We start from the raw sequence: 21,498 nt of genomic DNA on the forward strand, positions 1-21,498 counted from the left end.
TTCCGGGGAGAGAATCAGGCCAGGTCTGCCATCAACACCTTGGAGCGGCGCTGGTAGTTGTACATCTCTTTTTTGCTCTCCGGCAGCAGGTCAACGTCTACCGGCGTAAATCCGCGCTCCTGGAACCAGTGAATGCTGCGGGTTGTCAGAACAAACAGTTTGCTGAGGCCCATTTGCTTCGCCTGCGCGGCAATTCGTTCGAGCAGCACTTCGCCGCGCGATGAGCTGCGGTAGTCCGGATGCACCGCCACGCAGGCCATTTCGCCGATCTTCTCTTCCGGGAAAGGATAGAGCGCGGCGCAGGCGATGGTGGTGTTGTCGCGCTGAATAATGGTGAACTTATCGATTTCCATCTCCAGCTGTTCGCGAGAACGCCTGACCAGAATGCCCTGCTGCTCCAGCGGGCTTATCAGCTCAAGGATGCCGCCGATGTCGTTAATGGTGGCGCGGCGGATCTGCTCGGCGCTCTCCATCACTATCTGAGTGCCGATACCGTCGCGTGAGAACAGCTCCTGCAGCAGAGTGCCGTTTTCCTGATAGCTAATCAGGTGGCAGCGGCGCACGCCGCTGCGGCAGGCTTTTACCGCGCCGCGCAGGAAGCGCACGGTACCGGAGCTGTAGTCTTCGTCCGCTTCCATCTCTTCAACCCGCGCCTGGGCTTCGTTAGGGAATAGCTCGGGGACGATCTCACCATCCTGGTTGTACACCCCCTGTGACGAGCAGAAGCCAATCATCTTTTCGGCTTTGAGCTTAATCGCCAGCTGGGTTGCAATCTCTTCGGAGGTCAGGTTAAAGCTTTCGCCGGTGACCGACACCGCAACCGGGCCCATCAGCACAATCGCGCCGTTATCCAACTGACGGTGAATGGCTTCTTCATCGATGCGCCTGATGCGCCCGCTGTGACAGTAATCCACGCCGTCATCCACGCCTAACGGCTGCGCGATAATGAAATTGCCGCTGACCACGTTGATGTGGGCGCCCTGCAGCGGGGTGTTGTTGAGGCTCATCGACAGGCGAGCGGTAATTTCCAGCTGCAGCATACCCGCCGCCTGCTTAACCAGCTCGAGCGTTTTGGCGTCAGTCACTCGGGTTTGTTTGTGATAGACCGGTTCGTGACGGTGCTCCGCCAGGTTGGCGTCGATCTGCGGACGGGCGCCATAGACCACTACCAGACGAATTCCCAGGCTGTGAAGCAGGCCAATGTCGTTGACTATGCTAGAGAAATTATCATGCTCGATGGCTTCCCCGCCCAGCATGATGACAAACGTTTTACCTCTATGGGCGTTAATATAGGGGACAGAATGGCGGAATCCCTCTACCAGTTCGGTGCGACGTTCCTTCACCATGACACAACCTCAATGCATGATTATTCGTAATTTATGTATTTTTATTCTGTTTTGCCGGCAAACGCAAGCCCCAATTTCTCGCGCAACCGAGAAAACAGTGTGAGCCAAATCAGGGTGTCAAAGATTGTTTACCCTTTTATAGATGACAGGTTATGCGCCTTTCGTTAAAGTTTCTGGTCAATCTGTTTGTTTTAAATACGAATGATTTCTTACTGCTTGGGAGTGGCATGTCGGGATACAAGTCAGGATTAAGCCGCCGCCGATTTTTACAGGGGGCGGGCGCCATGTGGTTAATGAGTGTGAGTCCGGTTGGGTTGGCTGCCGCGGCGCAGGTGGTTGCCGTACGCGTCTGGCCATCATCGACCTACACGCGCGTCACCGTGGAGTCCAACCATATCCTGAAATATCGGCAGTTTGCGCTCAGTAATCCTGAACGTGTGGTTGTGGATCTGGAAGGCGTTAACCTCAACTCCGTCCTAAAAGGCATGGGTAACCAGATTCGCAGCGACGATCCCTATATTCAGTCCGCCCGCGTGGGACAATTCGACCCGCAAACCGTACGCATGGTGTTCGAGCTGAAACAGAACGTAAAACCGCAGCTGTTCGCGCTCGCTCCGGTCGCCGGTTTTAAAGAGCGTCTGGTCATGGATCTCTACCCTTCCAACGCGACCGACGTGCAGGATCCGCTGCTGGCGCTGCTCGAGGATTACAATAAAGGCGATCTGCAGCGGCAGGTTCCGCCTGCGGAGAGCGGGCCGAAACCGGGTAAAGCCGGGCGCGATCGGCCTATCGTTATCATGCTCGATCCCGGACACGGCGGCGAGGATTCCGGCGCCGTCGGTAAATACCGCACCCGCGAGAAAGACGTGGTGCTGCAGATAGCCCGACGGCTGCGCGCGCTGATCGAGAAAGAGGGCAACATGAAGGTCTATATGACCCGCAACGAGGATGTCTTTATCCCGCTGAAGGTTCGCGTCGCCAAAGCGCAGAAGCAGCGCGCCGACCTGTTTGTCTCTATTCACGCCGATGCGTTTACCAGCCGTCAGCCGAGCGGCTCGTCGGTATTTGCCCTGTCAACCAAAGGGGCTACCAGTACTGCGGCTAAATATCTGGCTCAGACCCAGAACGCCTCGGATCTGATCGGCGGCGTCAGCAAAAGCGGCGATCGCTACGTCGACCACACGATGTTCGACATGGTGCAGTCGTTGACCATTGCCGACAGCCTGAAGTTTGGCAAGGCGGTGCTGGAAAAGATGGGAAATATTAATAACCTGCACAAGAATCAGGTTGAGCAGGCGGGCTTCGCGGTGCTGAAAGCGCCGGATATTCCATCGATCCTGGTGGAAACCGCGTTTATCAGCAACATCGAAGAAGAGCGTAAACTGAAAACGGCGAAATTCCAGCAGCAGGTTGCAGAGTCGATTCTGGCAGGGATTAAAGCCTACTTCGCCGACGGCGCGACGCTGGCAAGGCGAGGATAACGCAACAGGAAAGTGAAATGGCTCTATTAAAGAGCGCGCACGGCGGCAATATTCGCGAGGCCGCCGCGCTTATGGGCATCTCTGGGGAGCAGTTGCTGGATTTTAGCGCCAACATCAACCCGCTGGGGATGCCGGAAAGTTTAAAGCGCGCAATCCTCAACAATATGGACTGCGCTGAACGCTATCCCGACGTTGAGTATCAGCAGCTGCACCTTGCGCTGGCGGAACATCATCATATTCCTGCGTCGTCGATCCTTGCAGGAAACGGCGAAACTGAAGCGATTTTTACCCTGGTTCAGGGGCTGAAACCGCGCCAGGCGATGATCGTCACTCCGGGTTTTGCCGAATATCGCCGGGCGCTGCAGTCGGTGGAGTGCGCGGTGCGGGAATTTCTGCTGCGCGAGGAGGATGGCTGGCAGCTCACCGGAGCGATTCTTGACGCCCTGACGCCGGATCTGGACTGCTTATTTCTCTGCACGCCGAACAATCCAACCGGCCTGCTGCCCGATCGTCGACTGCTGGCGCTGATTGCTGAACGCTGTCAGTCGCTGGACATCGCCCTGATCCTCGATGAGGCGTTTATCGATTTTATCCCCGATGAGCCGGGATTTATTCCGCTTCTGGCCCACAATCCGCACGTGTGGGTGCTGCGTTCGCTCACCAAATTTTATGCCATACCCGGCCTGCGCCTGGGGTATCTGGTCAATGGCGATGCGCGGGCGGTGGCAAGAATGCGCGAGCGCCAGATGCCGTGGTCGATAAATGCTTTTGCCGCCCTGGCGGGGGAGATCATTCTCCAGGATAGCGCCTACCAGCAGAAAACCTGGCAGTGGCTGGCGGAGGAAGGGCAGCGCTTTTATCATCAACTGCGCCATATTCCCGGCCTGACGGTCTATCCCGGACAGGCAAACTATCTGTTTCTGCGCTGCGACGTTGCGGATCTGGATCTGCAATACGCGATGCTGCAGCAGCACATCCTGATCCGCAGCTGTGCCAATTATCCAGGGCTCGACGGGCGCTACTTTCGCGTCGCGATCCGCAGCCAGCAGGAAAATACCCGACTGCTGACGGCCTTCAGGCGGGTATTTAACGAGTAGATGTCTGCCGCTATTGTTCGTCTGCGGTTCTTCCCGGTGGCGCTGCTGTATGACCGGGCTACGGGTTCATAGTCGTCTGTGGTCCGGTAGCCCGGATAAGGCGCGCAGCGCCGCCTCCGGGGAATGCGCCGGGATTAATGCATCGGTGCGGCTTCTTCCCGGCTCGCGCTGCGCTTAGCAGGGCTACGGGTTCATAGCCGTCTGTGGTCCGGTAGCCCGGACAGGCGCGTAGCGCCTGTCCGGGGCATAGCTGCGGCAGCGTTAGCGCAGTTCGACGCCGCCCTGCACCATGCGCAGCAGGTGCTGCCTGGGCCAGAGCTCGCTAAGTCGCGTCTCTTCCAGCCGTCGCTGTAAATACTCAATGTCGTGACGTTGACGGTCGAGCATCAGGCCGACCACGCTGCCGCTGTGCGCCACGTTAATACCGTATAAATCGCACTCTTCCACCAGCCCCCGCAGCGTATCAAACCCCGGCTTTGGTAACAGATGCTGACTGGCGACGGCGCTAAGCGTCGCGGCCTCTCCCATCCGCCGGGGATTATCCGTCTCGCAGGCCAGCTGAACTTTCTCCCAGGCTAGCTGCAGAGACGCGGAGTGGGCGTGCAGCTTTTCAAGCCGGGGAAGTCGGTGGTAATCGGTGGTCAGCAGCGTAGCGGGGCTTTCCAGCACCAGCAGATCGAGCTGAGGCTGGCTGTCACAGGCAATCTGCGTGGCGGCGGTGTTGTGGTCGAACAGGGTGAGCTGACGAAACAGAGTGCTGTCGGTGGGCTCCAGGGAGACGCAGAGCCGGGCGAGGGTGGGTTCATCCAGCGGATGGCCGAGATGATGCGCGGCGGCTACCGCCGTCGCGGCGATGTCCGCGGTGCTGCTGGCCATACCTTTGGCAACCGGAATCGTGGAGCAGATATCGATCCGAATCTCCTTGCTCAGCGCCGGCGGATAACGCCAGTAGCTCAGCAACTGGTCGACCATCGCCCGCGCCAGCGGACGTTCATCCGCCCGAGGCGAACCGTAGTCCACCTCGACGGTGCTGTACCAGTCAACGGGGCAGGAGACCAGCTTCTCGCTGCCGAGGATCCAGCCCTGGATGAGTTCCCCACAGGAGGCGGGGCATTGCGCTACGGCCACGTATTCACCTTTTTACCCGTTATACTTCAAGCTACGGGACAAAGCACCAGTGCTTTGTCCTGTGACCTGAATTATTTAGGGTAAAGTTTTCAGAATTTTAAGCGCATAGTGTCATGCCGATCCCGCTATTTCCATGATTCACCGCAATTTGCCTGGCGGCGAGCTCAGGCTGAAACGGTTAATGTCTGCGCTTCGGGAAGCGCCAGGCGCATCACATCGCGGGCAATCATCAGCTCTTCATTGGTATTGATGACCGCCACTTTGACCATCGCATTTTCGGCCTGAATAAAGGTAGCGTTGTGCTGGTTTTTCTCTTCATCGACCGAGAGCCCGAGGAAATTCAGGTTATGGCAGATGGCGCTCCTGGCGCGGGCGGAGTTTTCGCCGATGCCGCCGGTAAAGATCAGCGCGTCCAGGCCGCCCATCTGCATAATATAACTGCCGATGGTGGCGCGAATGCGCTCGGCAAACAGCGAGAGCGCCAGGGCTGCCTGACGATTACCGCTGTCCGCCGCCTGCTCGACATCGCGATAATCGTGCGAGATGCCGGAAACCCCCAGCAGGCCGGACTCGTTATTCAGCAGCTGATTAAGCTGCTCCGGCGTTTTTCCCTCATGCAGCGCCAGCCACGGTAGAATCGACGGATCGATATCGCCGCTGCGGGTGCCCATCATCACGCCGGACTGCGGCGTAAAGCCCATTGACGTGTTAACCGAGCGCCCGCCTTTGATTGCACAAACGCTGCTGCCGTTGCCGAGATGGCAGCACACCACGCGCAGAGCGCTCAACGGTACGCCCAGCTTTTCCGCCAGCGTCGCGCTAACGTACTTGTGGCTGGTGCCGTGGAAGCCGTAACGGCGAATGCCCAACTCGCTGTAGTAGCGCCAGGGCAGCGGATAGATAAACGCGCGCTCGTCCAGCGTCTGGTGAAAAGCGGTATCAAACACCGCCACCGACGGCGCGTCGGGCAGCAACTGGCGGAAAACTTTAATGCCCAACGCGTTGACCGGATTATGCAGCGGGGCCAGCTCCGCCAGGCGCTCGATTTCCGCTAAGGTCTCATCGGTCACCGGCGTCGAATCTTTAAAGCGCTCCCCGCCGTGCGCCACGCGGTGGCCGACGCCATCGATATCCTGCAAACTCTGGATAATCCGATGGTCGAGGAGCTTTTCCAGCAGCAGGGTGACGGCTTCACGGTGATCGGCTACGGGCGCCGTTTCCTGCCATTTTTGCGCCGGCGTTTTGAGGGTCACCTGGGCGTTTGCCATGCCGATACGCTCGATCAATCCCTGGCAGAGCATATCGCCCTGAGGCATCTCCAGCAGCTGGAATTTTAACGATGAACTGCCGGCATTAATGGCCATTATTTTGTAAGACATAAAGGTTCCTTCGAATTCAGAAAATCCAGCACGGCATCAAGACCCAGATTATTCAGCGCGCTGGTGATAAAAATCTGCTGGGCGCCAGCCTGCCTGAGCCACTCGCCGATTAGCGATATCCGCTGCGCATCGGCAAGGTCGGCTTTAGTGACCAGACCAATCGTCGGGCGGTTCATCGGAGCGGTAAAACCCGGAGAAAACGGCGACCACTGGGCGTCGGCGTTCAGCACCAGAGCGATAACGTCGGCCTCGCAGGCGCTGGTCAACAGAGCGCTATAAAGGCAGCGGTTCTCCAGATATTCGCCCGGCGTGTCGATGGCCATCGGCGACCATTCAATCGCCTGGGTTTTCTTATAATGGAGCGCTTCGCCGCGCAGGCCCTGGGTCAGCGAGGTTTTGCCGCACTGGCTGGGGCCGATCAACATCAGACGTTTCATCGCGCTACGTCCGGGTTATTGAGCAGGTAGTAAACTGCATCATCTCGCCCAGGGTGCGCGTCACCTGCTTGAGGGCGTACTCGACGGCGGAAACGTCGCCGGTCAGCACCACGGCGCCGGTAAAGCGGTCAAGAAAACCGATCTCCACCGCGCCGGATTTGGTGGCGATATCGCAGGCGATAATCGACGCTTCGCTGGGCGTAATGGTGAGGATGCCGATGGCGGACACCGCATCCTGCAGGCCGAGTTTCTTAAAGAGATCTTTCCCGGGATTGGCAATCAGGTGCGCGAGGGTTACCTGTTTCCCGGGAACGTATTCCTGAATCATGCGATCCGTTGTTGGCTGTCTTTCCATTATCCCTCCACCATCTGTCGCCACATGGCTTCATGCGGTCGCGGGATCACCGAACGATAAACCAGCAGCCCTTTTTCACCCGCGCTTTCGCTGGCTACCGTAACCGCGTTGTTGACGTCGGAAACGTCGCCCGCCACCACCATGTAGCATTTACCGCCGATGCCGAAGGCCATATGCACCCGTACCAGGGTGACGTTGGAGCCTTTCACCGCCCGGTCCGCGGCGCTGATGCAGGCCGCAACGCTCCAGGTTTCAACGATGCCGACCGCCTGGCGTTTGTCTACGCTGTTCAGGCCGCTGATGGCCGGGAGTACGCTGGGATGGATATTCGCCAGCACCAGGCTGTCGACGAGCATTTCGCCGGCCTGCGAAGTGCCGGTTTCAATGGCCTGCTGAATGGCGCCGATATCCCCGCCGAGCATCAACAGAAACTTACCCGGGCAGATAGTCTTGCTGACCAGCAGATTGACGTTGGCGCTTTTCAGCATCGCATCGCCGAGTTCCATTCCTTTGGCAATGCTGGTGAGTTCTAAAATTCCTATAGCCTGAGACATGGTTAACCTCTTACAACCGTGATGGCCTGTTCGCTGATGGCCGCAACCACGCCGTCGATGCTGGCGTGAACCGGCGCGCCTAATGCGCCTGCCGGGATATCGGCAACGCATTGCCCGCGGGTAACGCGTTCTCCCACTGCAACGTTCGCTACCGCGCTGGCGCCGATATGCTGGCGCAACTGTAAAGTCACTGATTCTACTGCCGGTTCGTCTTCCACCAGCGGCGCCTCCTGATACCAGGGGCTCAGCCCCAGTTTGGCGATCAGTCGCTTCACCGGCATGAGGCGATATTTCGCCATTTCGTCGGCCGGATAGAGCGGTCCTTCATAGCGCTGGTTTTGCGCGCGCAGCTCGCGTTTCAGCATGCGGTTGATGCGCATCGGCGAGATCCCCACCGGACAGGCCACGCTTTCGCAGACGTTGCATTCCGAACAGGTGAGCGCGCTCAGCAGCAGCTGGGGCGTGGCGGCCTGATGAAAGTTCACCGCCCGCACCAGCAGGTGCGGGGAGAGTTCGTGGCCGATCAGATGCCGTGGGCAGAGATCGGTACACAGGCGACACTGTTCGCAGACGGTACGGGCCACGGAAAGCACCGTGCGCTCGTCCTGCATCCGCCGCTGGATAAGCGGATGGCTTTTGGGCAGCACCAGCAGGCCGCCGGTAGTTTTGGTTACCGGGCTATCGAGAGCAGTCATCAGGCCGCCCATCATCGGGCCACCGTTAATAAAACCGGGGTCGTCGACCGTCGCGCCGCCCGCCAGCGCCAGCACTTCGCGCAGCGACATGCCGATGGGGGCGGTGACGGTCAGCGGTCGGGCGACCGCGCCGTTAACGGTTAGCGTGCGGCGGGTCACCGGAAACTGCTGCTCAACCGCACGGGCAATATTGAGCACCGTTTGTACGTTATTCACCACGACCCCAACGCTGGCTGGCAGCGCGGCGGGTGCGACCCGTCGACCGGTAGCTAACCAGATAGTCAGCACCTCATCGCCTGCGGGATAGACATCCGGCAGAATATGCAGGCGAATACCGGCAGGCAGCAGCGGGGTGAGGGCGTCGATAGCCCGGCGGTACTTCTCTTTCAGGGCAATCACCCCTTCGCGCGCGCCGGTTGCCGTCATCGCGTACTGCACGCCGCGGACCAGACGTGCAGCCTGCTGCCACATTAGCTGCTGGTCGACCTTGAGCATCGGTTCGCACTCGGCGGCGTTAACCAGAAAGATCTCCACCTGCGCCTGCAGCTTCACGTGGGCGGGAAAACCCGCTCCACCCGCGCCGACTACGCCCGCAGCGCGCACGCGCTCGCGGATCTCCTCGGCGCTTCTGGCCATTTCAACAGCGTTGACGGCGGTACTCATAGCAGTTCCTCCAGCAGTTCCTGAATTTCCCCGGCGCTGGCCGGGCGAGGATTCGTGCACAAGGTCACGTCAGCCAGTGCGGCCTGCACCATGGCCGGAATGCGCGCTGAGTACTCGGCACGTCCCTCTTTCAGCGCGACCGCCAGTGACGGCAGCGCACAGCGCTGCTTGAGCCGTTCGATTTGCTGGATCAGCGCATTGATCGCCGTACTATCGCTGGCGTCTGCCGGACAAAAGCCGCAGGCTTTGGCCAGCCGCGCGTAGCGTTTTCCGGCGCGCGGATGACCGGCGTTAAAGCGGATAACCGCGGTCAACAGCAGCGCGTTGGCCAGTCCGTGCGGGAGATGAAACTGCCCGCCAAGCTGGTGGGCGATAGCATGGTTAAGCCCCAGCCCCGCCTGGCTGAACGCCATCCCGGCAAGCGTTGAGGCATTGTGCATTTTCCCGCGCGTCGCCACGCAGTCGCCTTTTTCCACCGCGGTGGGCAGATACTGGAACACCAGTTTGGCGGCTTTTTCCGCCAGCGCGTCGGTAAAGTCGCTGGCGTGCGGAGAGACCCACGCCTCCAGCGCGTGGGTCAGCACGTCCATGCCGGTGTTGGCTGTAATCTGCGGCGGCACGCTGACCACCAGCTCCGGGTCAAGGATCGCCATATCGGGATAGAGCGCATTGTTGAACAGCGGGTACTTGATGCCTTTATCCGGATCGCTAATTACGCAGGCGCTGGTTACTTCTGAACCGGTACCGCTGGTGGTCGGTATAGCCACGCAGGTTTCGATGCTGATGCCGCTCTGCTGACTGAACCAGACGATAGCTTTCGCCGCATCCATTGCCGATCCGCCGCCGAAGCCGATGACCACCTGCGGCTGCAGGGCCTGCATTTGCGCAATGCCCTGTACCACGGTGTGGATAGTGGGGTCCGGGGTTATCTCGCTAAAGACGCTAATGCGGTTATCTGCGGGCAACGCCTGACGCAGGGTTTCCAGCAGCGGCGAGCGCGCAAGAAAGCCATCGCAGATAATCCAGATGTGCTTGTTGGTAAAGCGCTTGAGCACCGCCAGGCTACCCTGACCGCTGTACAACCGCGTTTGTAGTGAGAAAGTTTTCATCGCGACCTCGGTTAGCGAATGGAAAAGCCGTTGGTCAGCACGCAGCGACGGGATCGGGCAAACGTGCGCGCCGAGGTTGTCCCTTCACCGGTCGGCGTGGCGATAGTAAAGGTGGTAAAGCCTTCGCCGCCGACGCCGATCCCGGCATAAGAGGGGCCGTTCTTGACGAATATCGAGGTTTGCAGGGTGCGGGCCGCGAGGTTCAGGCGCGACACGTTCTGCGAGTGCATAATGGCGGTATGATGCAGTCCTTCTTCAACCTTCAGCGCCAGGGCCAGCGCGCTATCGAAATCGCTAACTTTCACTATCGGCAGCATCGGCATCAGCTGCTCGCTGGTGACCCACGGATCGTCGGCGTTAACCAGCGCTATCAGCAGACGCGGCGCTTTCGCCGGAACGGCGATCCCGGCCGCTTCGAGCATGGCTGATGGGCTTTTGCCGACCAGTTTTTTATTCGCCTGGCCTTCAGGCAGGCAGGCGGCCCGGAGTTTGTCAGTGTCGGCAGGGCTCAGCAGCAGCGCGCCGAAGGTTTGCATTTGCTGCACCAGACGTTCGGCGACGCTCTCCACCACAATCAGGCTCTTCTCGGCAATGCAGGGCAGGTTGTAATCGAACGAGGCGCCGTTGATGATATCTTCCGCCGCTTTAACCAGATCCGCCGTTTCATCAACGATGCAGGGCGGGTTACCCGCGCCAGCGCCAATGACTTTCTTACCGCTCTTCATGCCCATCGCCACAATACCCGGGCCGCCGGTAATGGCCAGAACCGCAATGCGCGGATGGGCCATCATCTGCTGGGTGGCTTCGAAAGTGGGTTCTGCTACGGTAACCACCAGATTGCGGATGCCGCAGCAGCGGAAAACAATCTCTTCAATCATGCTAATCAGCTTCAGTGAGACCTTTTTTGCTCCCGGATGCGGGCTGAAGTAGACGCTATTGCCCGCCGCCAGCATGCTGATGCTGTTATTAATGATGGTTTCCGTCGGGTTGGTGCTCGGTGCGACCGACCCGATAACGCCAAATGGCGAATACTCAAACAGCACCATGCCGCCGTCGCCGGTCAGTGCCGTGGTGGTGAGATCTTCCACGCCCGGCGTGTTGTCCAGCGCAGCTTTGTTTTTCAAAAATTTATCTTCTTTGTTGCCCATCCCCGTTTCATTGGCGCTCTCTTCCGCCAGGGCGGCCAGATGCGGCGTCAGCTCCTGACGCATTGCGCTAATGATGGCGCTGCGGGTTTTTAGCGGGCACTGCTGATAACGTAAGAACGCCTGATGCGCGGCATCAATGGCCTCGCTCACGGACTGAAAAATCCCTTTGCCCTGCGCCGGGTTCGGCGTTTGGGCTGGGGTTAACTGTTCGCTAAGAATGGTGCGAATAAGCGTTTCGAGTTCAGAAGTATTCATTGATGAGTTCCCACGTTAATGGCCGCGATGGCGGTCTGTGCTATATCCATGTCCTGTTCAACGCTGCCGCCGCTGATGCCAAGACCCCCAATTAATGAGCCGTCGCGCCACAGGGCGTAACCGCCGCCAAAGGTAACCACTTTTCCCTGCAAATGCGTTTCGAGGCCATAAAGCGCGGCGCCCGGCTGAACGGCCTCGCTCAGCTCATGGGTCGCCGTTTTCATCGCCACCGCGGTCCAGGCTTTTTTCGGCGCCAGTTCGCTGCTGACCAGCAGGGCGTCCGGCATCCGCCAGGTCACGGTTTCGGTGCCGTGTGCGTCAACGATGCTGATCACCACCGGCACCTGAAGCTGCTGCGCGCGCTCAACGGCGGCGCGGGTGAGCTGGTGCAGATCGTGGAATGAAAGGTCCAGGGGCGTCTTCTCCTTGCTGCGGCTCGGTAGAGTGGCGGCCAGATAGCGCCGGCTCACTTCACGAATGATGTTGTTCTGGTGCGCATCGCTATCTTCCGCGCGCGCCAGGGCGTACAGGCAGTCTGACAAGCGATTGATGTAGCGCATCAGCACCTGGCGCACGTTGACTTCCGCCGCCAGCTCAACCAGTCGCCGTTCGGCCCGGCGGGCCAGCGTGCGGGCAAAATGCAGGCGGCTCGCGGCTTCGCAGCGGCCGGGTAAAATAAAACTGTGCAGCGGTTCGACGCGGGCCATGGCCCGATCGATGGCGGCTTCCAGAGCGGAAATCTCTTCGCTGCTGATGTAGCGCTGTTTCGGTGACGGCCGTTCGCTGTCGCTGGCCAGTTCTGCGCTAAACCAAAAAAGCTGCTGCTGGATGGCCTCAAGTAAGGCGCGGTGTTTTTCATCCGCGGCGGCGCAGGCGCACAGGCTCAGCGCGGCGTTCAGCTCATCCAGCGTGCCGTAGGCTTCAACCCGCGGGTGGGTTTTACTCACCCGCTGGCCGGTAAAGAGTGAGGTGGTGCCAGCGTCGCCCGTTCGGGTATAAATCGCCATATTCGCTCCTTAACGTGAAAGCGTATCGACAATGCCGACAACGGCGAGGTCGATGGCCTCGTTTGGCCCGGAAAAAACGTGCCTGGCGCTGGAGCCGCCGCTGAGCAGAACCAGCTCGCCGATCCCCGCGCCGACGGAATCCACGGCGACTTCATCGCCGGAGGTCGGCGAGGCGGGAAGCTCGCCATCGGCGCTGACCCGCCGCACCAGCAGCAGCTTTTTGCCGATCAGGGAAGGCGATTTTTGCGTGGAGACAACCGCGCCCGTGACTCGTGCCAGATGCATGATTTACTCCTGCTTAATTAATTGAATATGCCGCGCCTGTGCCGCTTCGCGCGCCAGCGCGGTCACGATGCATTTGCGGTGGATAACCAGGCGACCCTGGCCCAGCTGCGCGACGTCGCGATAGCTCAGCACCGATCCTGCGTGCAGGATCAGCGGCAGCCCGCGCTCGTCGGTGAAGATCGTCGGCAGGCGCGCCAGTTTTTTGACCGGGATAACCGGCAGCAGCTGGCTGTGCAGGGTGAGCTGCACGCGGATGCCGAAAGCCAGCGCGTCGTGAATTTTCCGGGCCGCAGGATCGTCGGTTTCCGCCTCCGTCAGCTGGCCCAGCAGCGGCAGGTCGACAAGCAGGATGCGCAGCGAGGCGTGCTGGCTGAACAGCCCGGGGCAGTCGGCATCGCGCAGCTGCGCAACGCTCAGCGTCGCCGTGCTGTGGGCGCGACGCTGCAGCCTGGAGACGATTTCCTCCACGATGCGCTGCAGAACTTCGCCGTTCATCGCGGGCCTACCAGCCGGGCAAAGGCCTGCGGATTATCGGCGCCAGCGGCGTTGGCTTCATCGGTATCAATGTGCATTTCGAGACGCATATCCGGTGAAACGCGAATCGCCACGTTGTTGAAAATCAGCCCGCGCTCGTCGCCTTCAATGGCCACGGAGACCCTATCGCCGTGGGAAACCCGCAGGATCAGCGCATCGAGCGGCGACATATGAATATGCCGCTGCGCGACGATAACCCCTGACGACAGCGTCAGTTCGCCATAGGGGCTGACCAGACGGATGCCCGGCGTCCCTTTCAGATCGCCGGACATTCTCAGCGGCGCCGCAACCCCCAGGGTTCTGGCATCGGTACGCGATATTTCCACCTGGCTTACCGAACGCAGTGGGCCGAGCAGGCGCACATTTTTAAGCTGCCCCTTCGGCCCTACCAGGGTGACGGTTTGCTCCGCAGCGTACTGTCCCGGCTGCAGCAGCGCTTTTTTCTCGCTGATGGGATGGCCAGGAAACAGGCGTTCATAATCCGACGCCGACAGGTGGATATGACGATTTGAAACCCCCAGCGGAATGGGCCGCAGACGCATCTCGTCGAGGACTTTACTGACCGTTGATTCGAGAAGCTGTTTATCCATTACGCTTCACCTCGCTTGCCGGGATGAATGCAAAGGGTGCGCGGCTCGCCCTTCTGGCGCGGACATTTTGGATCCAGACACAGGTTGCAGCTGACCACGCCTTGTTGCTGGAGGGGCTCTTCTGCTGGCGCTTCAGAAACGACATTAGCCGTCTCTGACTCTTCAGGCTCAGGTTCCATGACGGAGGGGGGGGGAGCCTCTGCGGGCAGGATCCCTTCTCCGGGTCTGGCGATGACTTTATGAGCCACCAGACCGTTTCGCTGTTCGGCAAACTGTGCACCGGTGGTGATGGCCGCCTGTACTGAGGCCACATCACCGGTAATTTTAATGACCGTCCAGCCTGAACCATTGGTCTTTTCGAGGGCGACCAGCGTGATAGAAGCGGATTTCGCCATGATATCGGCGCAGCTAATAGCCAGTGCCAGACCACAAACTTCAAGTAATCCCAGTGATTGCTTCACGCGGTGCTCCTTATTCGCCATCAATCAGGCTGATTTCGGTAAAATGGCCTCAACGTCGCTGTGCGGACGCGGGATCACGTGGCAGGATTTCACTTCGCCTACGACGCTTGCCGCCGCGCTGCCCGCATCTACCGCCGCTTTGACCGCGCCGACATCGCCGCGAACCATTACGGTCACCAGACCCGAGCCAATTTTTTCGTAGCCGACCAGCTGCACGTTGGCCGATTTCACCATTGCATCGGCGGCCTCAATGGCGCCTACTAACCCTTTTGTTTCAACCAGTCCCAGTGCGTTATTCATACTGCTGTTCTCCTGTTGCTTAGCTATTCAGATCCCGGAACGGGATCCCTTTGACCAGCCGTGCCGCGTTATTACCGGTGTTACGTTGGGCCTGACTGTCCTGATGATGCATCAGCGTAAAAAGCGGCGCCGATGCGGGTAAATTCTTGTAGTGCACGACCAGCGTATGGCGATCGCAGGCGATGCCCACCAGTAGCGGCGAGCTGCGCGCCGCCTGCCAGGCGCTGTCCACGACATCCCCGGCCGGGTGATGCTGGAGCAGGAAAGGAATGCCTTCCTCTTCGATACCCAGCAGCACTTCGCGCCACAGGCCGTCGCAGCCGTCGATGGCGGCGATCACAATAGCCGGAGCGCTGTGATTACTGTCCATGTGCGAACTCCTTATGCCAGGAGAGAATCAGGCCGGTGGCCACCGCGTTTCTGGGGCCCTCGCTGCCGCGAATATTTCCCCGCCCGGCAACCAGGCGGTAGTGCGCCAGCGCATCGGTGACCAGCTGCGGGACCTCGAAATCCAGCGACGAACCGCCGACCAGCACCACGAACGGAATATCGCGAATGTTGCCGGTGGGGCTGACCTGACGCAGTGCGCGCAGGGCGTTGGTGACAAAGACCCGCTCTTTGGCGCTGCGGCGAATGGCGCGTACTTTTTCCAGCGCTAAGTCGCCGGGTAGTGGCACCAGTTCGTCCGGTTTCACCACGCAGACGCGGGCGAATACGGCGGGGGGCAGCGGCGTGGAGAAGAACTGCACGCTGCCGTCCTCGTGGCGTAAATGGAACAGACTTTCCACCTTGGCCAGCGGATACTTCTTGATCTCTTCCGCCAGATAGCGGTCTTCCAGCCCCAGCTCGCGGGCAATAATCATCGTCACCATATCGCCAGCTCCGGCGAGGTGAGTGGCGATGATTTCGCCTTTGGGGTTGATGATGGAGGCATCGGTGGAGCCTGCGCCGAGGTCGAGGATCGCCAGCGGTCGGGTGGTACCCGGCGTGGTCAGCGCGCCCAGAATGGCGGCTTCGGCCTCGGCGCCGCCGATCTGCACGTCGATATTGAGCTTCTGCTCGATTTCGCGGGCAATCATCGCCATCTGCAAACGATCCGATTTCACCATTGAGGCGATGCCCACGGCCTGCTCCAGCGAGAACTCCCCGGCAAGACCGCCGGTGACGCTCACCGGCACCGAGGTATCGACGGCCAGCAGATCCTGAATGAATATTTCGCTGCTGGGCTTGTTGGTCAACTCGGCCATGGTCTGGCGCACGTGTTCCAGCATGCCGCCGATATTGGTCCCCGACTCGCCGGTGACGTTATCGAGCTTGCCGCAGCCGTCGACCGCTTTCATGATGGCTTCGGCGCCAGCGGCAACGTCTACGCGTACGCTCCGGCCCTGGGCCAGCAGCTCAAGGTTACCGGCGGGTATCGCACGCGCTTTGACGTCACCGGATGGCGTTTTGACCACCACGGCGGAACGGTTGCCAATCAGCGCGCGAGCCATCGGGACGATGTTTTTCGTCTCCTCGGCGTTGAGGTTGAATACGGTGGCGATGCCGTAGGGGTTAGAGAGCGTTTCGATGACCTTCCCCGGGACGGCGACCTCAATTGCCGCCAGCATTCCCAGCGGAATGCGGTCGATGTACAGCACTTCGTCAACAATCGGCAGCGGTTTTTCCAGCCGGTTGCTGACCAGCACGCCATCGTCGCGTTGCAAAATGACGCCGGTAATCTGATATCCGGCGCGCAGGGAAGCGTTAATCACGCTGGCGATATCGGCAAAATCGAACGCCGACGACACCACCAGGATATAGGGCGCGTCCGCCGGGCGGGTTAACAGCTCCTGCGGCGTAATGGTGATGCCCACGCCAAGCCCCGCGCCGCCGGGCGTTTTCGGGTTATGGCCGATCATGGTCGATTCGGTGATGATGGTCTCGGTAATGGTTTCCATCGCCACATCGCCAATCACCGGCGTAGCTTCATTAATGCGGATGAGCGAAATATCGCTGACAGCGATCCCGGCGCCTCTGGCGACGAGGGTGAGCGCCTCCTGAATACCGAACACGTTACGCAACGTGCCTTTGATCCCGGTGGTTTCCGCCAGCGCGCTGTGGGTGATTGTCAGCGTACCAGCCTCATTCAGAGTCGCCAGGGCGACTTCCGTCGATGAGTTGCCGATATCAATGCCAGCTATATATCGCATCACATACCCCTGTAATTAATCGTCGCCTTTGAGTTTTTTACGCTCGACGTACAGCGTTGCCGCTTCGCGAACGAAAGCGGCGCAAATCTTCGCCTGATAGCGGCTTTCGAGATCGTTGGCGATCGCCAGCAGCTCCTCTTTCGTCGAGCGATAGGGGCGGAGGGCGTTGTAGATTTCAAGAATGCGATCGTCCGGTACCGCGGTCAGTTCGGCGGCGCGTTCGAAGTTCATCGCCAGCCGGTCGCGGCCCGCGTCCCTGGCGATAGAAGCCTGTAAGCGCAGCGTTTCCGGGGTAATACGCATATCCTGGGCGGTAACTTTGTTGCTCAGCACGTTTTCCAGCGTAAAGTCGTCCAGCGTTTTATTGGTGGCGGTTTTCACCCATTCCGGGTGTTTGTTCGCCAGCGGGTAGTCGCTGACCTTTGCGCTACGGGACGTGCCGTCTGCCGCCGGAGCCGCCGTCGGCGCCTCGCCCTGCAGGCTGTTCATGCGGCTTAATACGTCGCGCACCATCGATTCAATTGCGTCGGTATTCATGGAGTTATCCTTTATCAAAGCGCCACGCGCAGTTCCTGCGGGTTTTTGCCCGTTACCACGTACTTGGTCTCTTTAATGTGCAAAATGGCCGATTTCGCCTGGTATTTTGGCCGCGCCATCTGGTCGTTCAGCGTCGGGACCGGTTGCGGCGATTCGCGTTTCGCATAGCGGGCGGCGTTTTTACCAATCTGGCGATAGGTTTCCAGGGTCAGCAGCGGCGCCTGGGGGAACAGCTCCAGGTTAGAGAGCGGCGGCAGCCCCTGCTGGTGAATCACCGTGGTGCCTTTTGACTGGATGCCGATAGAGATGCCGGAACCGCTCAGGCGATTGCCTTCAACGGCGACGAAGGCCACGTCGGAGGATTTAAAGCAGCGAATCACGCGCGCCTTAATGCCTTCTTCTTCAATACCGGCAATGACTTCGCGCAAAATGCTCTTATGCGGTATGCCGACGATATTGACGGTCTGCGCCAGGCCGAAAGCCGGGCCGACGGCGATAATCACTTCGTCCTGCTGGGTTCCCTGACGCGCTTCGCCCACTTCCGTCAGGAAGCCGTCGCCGGCGGGCGGCGTGGCCTGGGGCGCCGCGGAGGCCGCTGGCGCAGTAAACGAGACGGGTTTATCGCTGCCCTTCATCTCGCTGAGCACTTCTTCAATTATCTGGCGCAGCAATTTTTCATTAATTTCCATTTCTCACCCCTTAATCAATCTCGTTGGGATCAAGAGCGCCAGGGATGTTTTTAATCTCTTCCCAGCGTTCGCCCTGCAGGCGATAGCCCGTTGCCGGACCGGCATAGTCGTTAACGTCGTTGACGGCTGACAGCACCTGCCCATCGCCGACGATAATTGCGGAGGTATGCAGATAGTCTCCGGTCAGCTTGGCTTTCTGGATGTTGAGCATGTCCTGGGCCACGTCGGTGAACCCGCCCTGCGCCAGCGCTTTCACTACTTCCAGGCCGTTGCGGTTTTTATTGATGATTTCCTGGGCGAACTTGATGTCTTCGACGATGTTGCGCTCCGGCATATCTTTCGAACCGTGGGCGTAGGTCGCGGCTTCCACTTCTTCATCGGTAATCGGCGGCAGCCCCATTCCGGCAAAAACGGCCTGCAGCGCGCGGGCAGCCTTATTACGGATGGCGATAACATCTTCTTCGCGAACCGGACGCAGACCGCCGTCCACCTTCAGGTCGCGCTGGATGACGTTGTAGTCGTCAAAGTCTTCGGCATCTTCGTTGGAACCGGCGAACATGTTGTCGTAGTTCGGCACCGCGGAATAACCGGAAGAGATAAAGTCGGTCCCCGGCAGAAACTGCATCAGCAGACGCGCGGTACGACGCATATCGGAGTGGGTGAAGGTCTGGTCGTTACTGGAGGCGCACTCCAGATCCAGCGACGAACAGATCAGGTTTTCCGCCAGCACCGCGCGAATGCCGGAAGGCACCGCAGACGGCACGCCGATGCAGCTAACGGAACCGTTTTGCAGCCCCTGTACGCCCGCGGCTTTGGTGATGTAGATGCAGCGCGCTTCCAGGTAAAGCATGGATTTGCCTTCGGCGTAGCCCATCTGCACTTCGGAGCCGGAGCCGGAGGTGAAGCGCATTTTCAGACCGCGAGAGGCGTAGGAGGAGGCTAAGAAACCCTTCGACCACGGCGTGTCGTCGCCGTCGGTAAAGACCGGTTCGGTACCGTAGACGGAGATGGTTTCGGCGTAGCAGGTGTGGCCCAGCATGCCGAGCTTCAGCTCGGTGGCTTCTTCCAGCGAGCACTGAGTCAGTACGCCCGGACGGCCTACCTGCGAGCCGACCAGCAGCGCGATGGCGTTGAACGGCGCGTAGCGCGCTACCGCAACGGTGGTTTCCTGTTCGTCAAATCCACGCCATGCGCCTTCGGCGGCGTCGGCGGCAATCTGTACCGGATTATCTTTGACGTTGGTGACGTGCGCCTGCTGGGATGGGGTGCGGCGGGCGCGCATTTTCTGCATCGCCATCATCATCTCAACGACGTTCATATGCGAAACCACTTCGACAATTTTTGCCGGCGTCATCGCGGTGGTCAGCGGGACGATTTCGCTGCGTTTAACGTTCGGATCGCACAGCATATTGGCCAGCTTAACCGAATCCATCGCCATCACTTCTTCGGCGCGATTCAGGTTAATGCCGTAGCGGGCGATAAAGTGGTCGATCAGGTCAAAATCGCTCACCGGTTTCCCGTCCAGCTCGGTCACCGCGCCGTTAACGATTTTTATCGACGGTTTCGGATCGTTCGGGCTTTCCATCGCGATAAAGCCTTCTTCGATCCACTCCTTAACGAAGCCGTCCTGATTCACAGGGCGTTTCGCCAGTGCTTCAAATCTTTTCGATCTCATGAATCAGCCTCGTGGGTATCAGATGTAGGACGGGCGATCGTTTTTCGGTTCAGAACCGAGGGTCGCAAGGACGGTTTTACCGATTTCGCGCGCGGAGGTGACTGCCTGGCGGACCGCGCCGGAGTCGCCGGAAATCACCAGGATGGCTTCGTTACTGAAGCTGGTGCCGTGCGCCGGAGAGCTATACGCCACGACTTCTACGTTGGCTGACTTCAGGGCGGTATCGGCCATCAGCACGCCAACGGAGGCCGGTGCGCCGACGATAATGCCGCAGGCGCGGCCAATCGGCGCGCCGAAGGCTTTTTCCAGGGCGTAGCTGGCGCGGGCGGTGTACTGCAGTTCGATATGTCCGGCTTCATTGCCGTAAACATCGCCGAAGGTGCGGTCGAGCTCTTTCAGCGCAACTTCAATCCCGCGCTTAACGTCGGAAACGTCGTTGCCGCCTAAAATAATCAACGAACCGTGGCCTGCACCGCCTTTGGTATCGCGCGGAAGCTCAATGCTGACCACTTCGGTGTTGGTGGCTTTCACCGCTTCGTCCGCCGCCATAATGTGCGGGCCTGCGCCGGTACGGGCGCCGAGAATGCCGATGGAGCGATAGCGCTTTTCAAGCTTCATCGCGTCCAGCAGGGCGGTATCGACGTTGGCGATAACCAGACCCAGGGTGTCGCCAATGGCGGTCCCGACAAATTCCGTTAAACTGCAGCTTTTTTCTGCCATAGCCGTCTCTCGTATTGGATGGTTTTCAGTAGGGATGGCCTGCTGTTCCGGCGTTGCCACGCGGGCAATCACCTGAGCCATGATCTGTTCAACCAGCTCATTGCTGCTCATTGGCTAATTCCCTTCGGTAAGATTTTTTCTACATCGGTGTGAGGGCGTGGGATGACGTGTACGGCTTTCACTTCACCCACGTTACGTGCGGCGGCGGCACCCGCATCGGTGGCCGCTTTTACCGCGCCAACATCGCCGCGCACGATGACGGTTACCAGCCCGGAGCCAATCTTTTCATAGCCCACTAACATCACATTGGCTGACTTAACCATTGCATCAGCGGCCTCTATGGCTGCGGTTAAGCCTTTGGTTTCTACCATTCCTAGTGCTTCTTGTTGCATAAAGACCTCGCATGGAGTGTTCCGATAGTTGGGACTATAAGAAGATGCGAGGAAAAAGAATGGCTGACTTCAATTTGATGGTGAAAAAATAGTGGGTGTTGGATAATATAAAATTGTCGTTTATTTATTTAAATATTTGATTTTATTTGTTATTTTTATTTTCGCTTATGTGATTATCTTGTTTTGTATATTCCATATTTACAAATTTGTTCATGACGATTTTAATTTTATCTGCTATGCGCGAGAAACTGATTTGTGATGTTTGTTGGAAAACGATGAGTTGGTTTTAGCAATATTTTTGCATGCCATGGCGGTGGCATAATTGCGAAAGCCGCGCGTGAGCAATGCAATTCTGAGTTATTTAATGACAATAATTTGTTATTGATGCCCGAATTTTCCGGAGGCTGCCGTCAGCAGGTTGCCAACAATTTGCGGACGGGAGTTCATATAGTGGTGCCCGTTGTACTCT

Annotated in this window: 25 protein-coding genes; 3 read left to right on the plus strand and 22 right to left on the minus strand. The window is 59.0% G+C overall.

Features of this window, described 5'->3' with window-relative positions:
- Positions 1 to 14: 14 nt before the first annotated feature.
- Positions 15 to 1,346 carry an amino-acid N-acetyltransferase gene (gene argA / locus ACSIPU_RS26550; protein ID WP_004105227.1) on the minus strand — a complete coding sequence of 444 codons (1,332 nt, stop codon included), beginning with the start codon at positions 1,344 to 1,346 and terminating at the stop codon, positions 15 to 17.
- A gap of 227 nt (positions 1,347 to 1,573) precedes the next feature.
- Between argA and amiC the strand changes: the two genes are divergently transcribed.
- Genes amiC through ACSIPU_RS26565 form a run of 3 tightly spaced genes read left to right on the plus strand, consistent with a single transcriptional unit; the run spans position 1,574 to position 4,102 of the window.
- The gene (gene amiC, locus ACSIPU_RS26555; protein WP_024274647.1) at positions 1,574 to 2,827 is read left to right on the plus strand and encodes an N-acetylmuramoyl-L-alanine amidase AmiC; all 1,254 of its coding nucleotides are present in this window, start codon (positions 1,574 to 1,576) and stop codon (positions 2,825 to 2,827) included.
- Positions 2,828 to 2,844: 17 nt separating this feature from the next.
- Positions 2,845 to 3,924, plus strand: coding sequence for a threonine-phosphate decarboxylase CobD (gene cobD, locus ACSIPU_RS26560; RefSeq protein ID WP_049094249.1), 1,080 nt, complete (start codon positions 2,845 to 2,847; stop codon positions 3,922 to 3,924).
- Positions 3,925 to 3,973: 49 nt separating this feature from the next.
- Positions 3,974 to 4,102 (plus strand): hypothetical protein, encoded by a 129-nt coding sequence (locus ACSIPU_RS26565; RefSeq protein ID WP_263440524.1) that lies wholly within the window; start codon positions 3,974 to 3,976, stop codon positions 4,100 to 4,102.
- An 83-nt stretch (positions 4,103 to 4,185) separates the two neighbouring features.
- Here ACSIPU_RS26565 and ACSIPU_RS26570 read toward each other — a convergent pair whose 3' ends face one another.
- From ACSIPU_RS26570 to pduA, 21 genes are all read right to left on the minus strand, one after another.
- Positions 4,186 to 5,052 (minus strand): GHMP family kinase ATP-binding protein, encoded by an 867-nt coding sequence (locus ACSIPU_RS26570; RefSeq protein ID WP_004105221.1) that lies wholly within the window; start codon positions 5,050 to 5,052, stop codon positions 4,186 to 4,188.
- Positions 5,053 to 5,216: 164 nt separating this feature from the next.
- Entirely contained in the window at positions 5,217 to 6,431 is a 1,215-nt protein-coding gene (locus ACSIPU_RS26575) for an acetate/propionate family kinase (protein WP_004105218.1), read from the minus strand.
- Positions 6,416 to 6,868, minus strand: coding sequence for a propanediol utilization protein PduV (pduV, locus tag ACSIPU_RS26580; RefSeq protein WP_004105216.1), 453 nt, complete (start codon positions 6,866 to 6,868; stop codon positions 6,416 to 6,418). The genes ACSIPU_RS26575 and pduV overlap by 16 nt, the downstream gene beginning before the upstream one ends.
- Before the next feature lie 4 nt (positions 6,869 to 6,872).
- Positions 6,873 to 7,223: a propanediol utilization microcompartment protein PduU gene (gene pduU / locus ACSIPU_RS26585; protein WP_000441103.1), complete on the minus strand. Its 351-nt coding sequence runs from the start codon at positions 7,221 to 7,223 to the stop codon at positions 6,873 to 6,875.
- Positions 7,223 to 7,777 (minus strand): propanediol utilization microcompartment protein PduT, encoded by a 555-nt coding sequence (pduT, locus tag ACSIPU_RS26590; RefSeq protein ID WP_000075777.1) that lies wholly within the window; start codon positions 7,775 to 7,777, stop codon positions 7,223 to 7,225. Before pduT ends, pduU begins: the two co-directional genes overlap by 1 nt.
- 2 nt (positions 7,778 to 7,779) lie before the next feature.
- The gene (gene pduS / locus ACSIPU_RS26595; protein ID WP_196558180.1) at positions 7,780 to 9,135 is read right to left on the minus strand and encodes a cobalamin reductase PduS; all 1,356 of its coding nucleotides are present in this window, start codon (positions 9,133 to 9,135) and stop codon (positions 7,780 to 7,782) included.
- Positions 9,132 to 10,244 (minus strand): 1-propanol dehydrogenase PduQ, encoded by a 1,113-nt coding sequence (gene pduQ / locus ACSIPU_RS26600; RefSeq protein WP_049094905.1) that lies wholly within the window; start codon positions 10,242 to 10,244, stop codon positions 9,132 to 9,134. Before pduQ ends, pduS begins: the two co-directional genes overlap by 4 nt.
- 11 nt (positions 10,245 to 10,255) lie before the next feature.
- Positions 10,256 to 11,647, minus strand: a complete 1,392-nt coding sequence (gene pduP, locus ACSIPU_RS26605; protein ID WP_016809893.1) for a CoA-acylating propionaldehyde dehydrogenase PduP — start codon at positions 11,645 to 11,647, stop codon at positions 10,256 to 10,258.
- A complete protein-coding gene (gene pduO, locus ACSIPU_RS26610; RefSeq protein ID WP_196558181.1) occupies positions 11,644 to 12,654 on the minus strand; it encodes a two-domain cob(I)yrinic acid a,c-diamide adenosyltransferase PduO in 1,011 nt (336 codons plus the stop codon). The genes pduP and pduO overlap by 4 nt, the downstream gene beginning before the upstream one ends.
- 9 nt (positions 12,655 to 12,663) lie before the next feature.
- The gene (gene pduN, locus ACSIPU_RS26615; protein WP_000549823.1) at positions 12,664 to 12,939 is read right to left on the minus strand and encodes a propanediol utilization microcompartment protein PduN; all 276 of its coding nucleotides are present in this window, start codon (positions 12,937 to 12,939) and stop codon (positions 12,664 to 12,666) included.
- A 3-nt stretch (positions 12,940 to 12,942) separates the two neighbouring features.
- Positions 12,943 to 13,434 carry a microcompartment protein PduM gene (pduM, locus tag ACSIPU_RS26620; RefSeq protein ID WP_024274643.1) on the minus strand — a complete coding sequence of 164 codons (492 nt, stop codon included), beginning with the start codon at positions 13,432 to 13,434 and terminating at the stop codon, positions 12,943 to 12,945.
- Complete coding sequence (locus tag ACSIPU_RS26625) at positions 13,431 to 14,063, minus strand: phosphate propanoyltransferase (RefSeq protein ID WP_004115022.1); 633 nt, start codon at positions 14,061 to 14,063, stop codon at positions 13,431 to 13,433. Before ACSIPU_RS26625 ends, pduM begins: the two co-directional genes overlap by 4 nt.
- Positions 14,063 to 14,545, minus strand: coding sequence for a BMC domain-containing protein (locus ACSIPU_RS26630; RefSeq protein WP_086075064.1), 483 nt, complete (start codon positions 14,543 to 14,545; stop codon positions 14,063 to 14,065). Before ACSIPU_RS26630 ends, ACSIPU_RS26625 begins: the two co-directional genes overlap by 1 nt.
- 3 nt (positions 14,546 to 14,548) lie before the next feature.
- On the minus strand, positions 14,549 to 14,824 hold the full coding sequence (gene pduJ / locus ACSIPU_RS26635) for a propanediol utilization microcompartment protein PduJ (RefSeq protein ID WP_001057755.1): 276 nt from the start codon (positions 14,822 to 14,824) through the stop codon (positions 14,549 to 14,551).
- 19 nt (positions 14,825 to 14,843) lie between these two features.
- The gene (gene pduH / locus ACSIPU_RS26640) at positions 14,844 to 15,194 is read right to left on the minus strand and encodes a propanediol dehydratase reactivase beta subunit PduH (protein WP_004105142.1); all 351 of its coding nucleotides are present in this window, start codon (positions 15,192 to 15,194) and stop codon (positions 14,844 to 14,846) included.
- A complete protein-coding gene (gene pduG, locus ACSIPU_RS26645; protein WP_196558182.1) occupies positions 15,184 to 17,016 on the minus strand; it encodes a propanediol dehydratase reactivase alpha subunit PduG in 1,833 nt (610 codons plus the stop codon). Before pduG ends, pduH begins: the two co-directional genes overlap by 11 nt.
- A gap of 15 nt (positions 17,017 to 17,031) precedes the next feature.
- Entirely contained in the window at positions 17,032 to 17,553 is a 522-nt protein-coding gene (gene pduE / locus ACSIPU_RS26650; RefSeq protein WP_196558183.1) for a propanediol dehydratase small subunit PduE, read from the minus strand.
- A 14-nt stretch (positions 17,554 to 17,567) separates the two neighbouring features.
- Positions 17,568 to 18,242 carry a propanediol dehydratase medium subunit PduD gene (pduD, locus tag ACSIPU_RS26655; RefSeq protein WP_004105135.1) on the minus strand — a complete coding sequence of 225 codons (675 nt, stop codon included), beginning with the start codon at positions 18,240 to 18,242 and terminating at the stop codon, positions 17,568 to 17,570.
- A gap of 10 nt (positions 18,243 to 18,252) precedes the next feature.
- The gene (gene pduC / locus ACSIPU_RS26660) at positions 18,253 to 19,917 is read right to left on the minus strand and encodes a propanediol dehydratase large subunit PduC (RefSeq protein ID WP_004105132.1); all 1,665 of its coding nucleotides are present in this window, start codon (positions 19,915 to 19,917) and stop codon (positions 18,253 to 18,255) included.
- 18 nt (positions 19,918 to 19,935) lie between these two features.
- Positions 19,936 to 20,748, minus strand: a complete 813-nt coding sequence (pduB, locus tag ACSIPU_RS26665) for a propanediol utilization microcompartment protein PduB (RefSeq protein ID WP_004105122.1) — start codon at positions 20,746 to 20,748, stop codon at positions 19,936 to 19,938.
- On the minus strand, positions 20,745 to 21,029 hold the full coding sequence (gene pduA / locus ACSIPU_RS26670) for a propanediol utilization microcompartment protein PduA (protein ID WP_001183618.1): 285 nt from the start codon (positions 21,027 to 21,029) through the stop codon (positions 20,745 to 20,747). The genes pduB and pduA overlap by 4 nt, the downstream gene beginning before the upstream one ends.
- Positions 21,030 to 21,498 lie beyond the last annotated feature (469 nt).

The organism is Klebsiella sp. HN106, from assembly GCF_051209435.1.
In the GTDB taxonomy this organism is placed as follows: Bacteria; Pseudomonadota; Gammaproteobacteria; order Enterobacterales; family Enterobacteriaceae; genus Klebsiella; species Klebsiella oxytoca.

Coding starts and splice junctions, on each gene's coding strand:
- pduT (WP_000075777.1), bottom strand. CDS start 7,777: ATGTCTCAGGCTATAGGAATTTTAGAACTCACCAGCATTGCCAAAGGA.
- pduQ (WP_049094905.1), bottom strand. CDS start 10,244: ATGAAAACTTTCTCACTACAAACGCGGTTGTACAGCGGTCAGGGTAGC.
- ACSIPU_RS26630 (WP_086075064.1), bottom strand. CDS start 14,545: ATGGCGAATAAGGAGCACCGCGTGAAGCAATCACTGGGATTACTTGAA.
- pduU (WP_000441103.1), bottom strand. CDS start 7,223: ATGGAAAGACAGCCAACAACGGATCGCATGATTCAGGAATACGTTCCC.
- pduS (WP_196558180.1), bottom strand. CDS start 9,135: ATGAGTACCGCCGTCAACGCTGTTGAAATGGCCAGAAGCGCCGAGGAG.
- ACSIPU_RS26575 (WP_004105218.1), bottom strand. CDS start 6,431: ATGTCTTACAAAATAATGGCCATTAATGCCGGCAGTTCATCGTTAAAA.
- ACSIPU_RS26625 (WP_004115022.1), bottom strand. CDS start 14,063: ATGGATAAACAGCTTCTCGAATCAACGGTCAGTAAAGTCCTCGACGAG.
- argA (WP_004105227.1), bottom strand. CDS start 1,346: ATGGTGAAGGAACGTCGCACCGAACTGGTAGAGGGATTCCGCCATTCT.
- pduO (WP_196558181.1), bottom strand. CDS start 12,654: ATGGCGATTTATACCCGAACGGGCGACGCTGGCACCACCTCACTCTTT.
- pduJ (WP_001057755.1), bottom strand. CDS start 14,824: ATGAATAACGCACTGGGACTGGTTGAAACAAAAGGGTTAGTAGGCGCC.
- pduP (WP_016809893.1), bottom strand. CDS start 11,647: ATGAATACTTCTGAACTCGAAACGCTTATTCGCACCATTCTTAGCGAA.
- pduE (WP_196558183.1), bottom strand. CDS start 17,553: ATGAATACCGACGCAATTGAATCGATGGTGCGCGACGTATTAAGCCGC.
- pduN (WP_000549823.1), bottom strand. CDS start 12,939: ATGCATCTGGCACGAGTCACGGGCGCGGTTGTCTCCACGCAAAAATCG.
- amiC (WP_024274647.1), top strand. CDS start 1,574: ATGTCGGGATACAAGTCAGGATTAAGCCGCCGCCGATTTTTACAGGGG.
- cobD (WP_049094249.1), top strand. CDS start 2,845: ATGGCTCTATTAAAGAGCGCGCACGGCGGCAATATTCGCGAGGCCGCC.
- pduM (WP_024274643.1), bottom strand. CDS start 13,434: ATGAACGGCGAAGTTCTGCAGCGCATCGTGGAGGAAATCGTCTCCAGG.
- ACSIPU_RS26565 (WP_263440524.1), top strand. CDS start 3,974: ATGACCGGGCTACGGGTTCATAGTCGTCTGTGGTCCGGTAGCCCGGAT.
- pduG (WP_196558182.1), bottom strand. CDS start 17,016: ATGCGATATATAGCTGGCATTGATATCGGCAACTCATCGACGGAAGTC.
- pduB (WP_004105122.1), bottom strand. CDS start 20,748: ATGAGCAGCAATGAGCTGGTTGAACAGATCATGGCTCAGGTGATTGCC.
- pduH (WP_004105142.1), bottom strand. CDS start 15,194: ATGGACAGTAATCACAGCGCTCCGGCTATTGTGATCGCCGCCATCGAC.
- pduA (WP_001183618.1), bottom strand. CDS start 21,029: ATGCAACAAGAAGCACTAGGAATGGTAGAAACCAAAGGCTTAACCGCA.
- pduV (WP_004105216.1), bottom strand. CDS start 6,868: ATGAAACGTCTGATGTTGATCGGCCCCAGCCAGTGCGGCAAAACCTCG.
- pduC (WP_004105132.1), bottom strand. CDS start 19,917: ATGAGATCGAAAAGATTTGAAGCACTGGCGAAACGCCCTGTGAATCAG.
- pduD (WP_004105135.1), bottom strand. CDS start 18,242: ATGGAAATTAATGAAAAATTGCTGCGCCAGATAATTGAAGAAGTGCTC.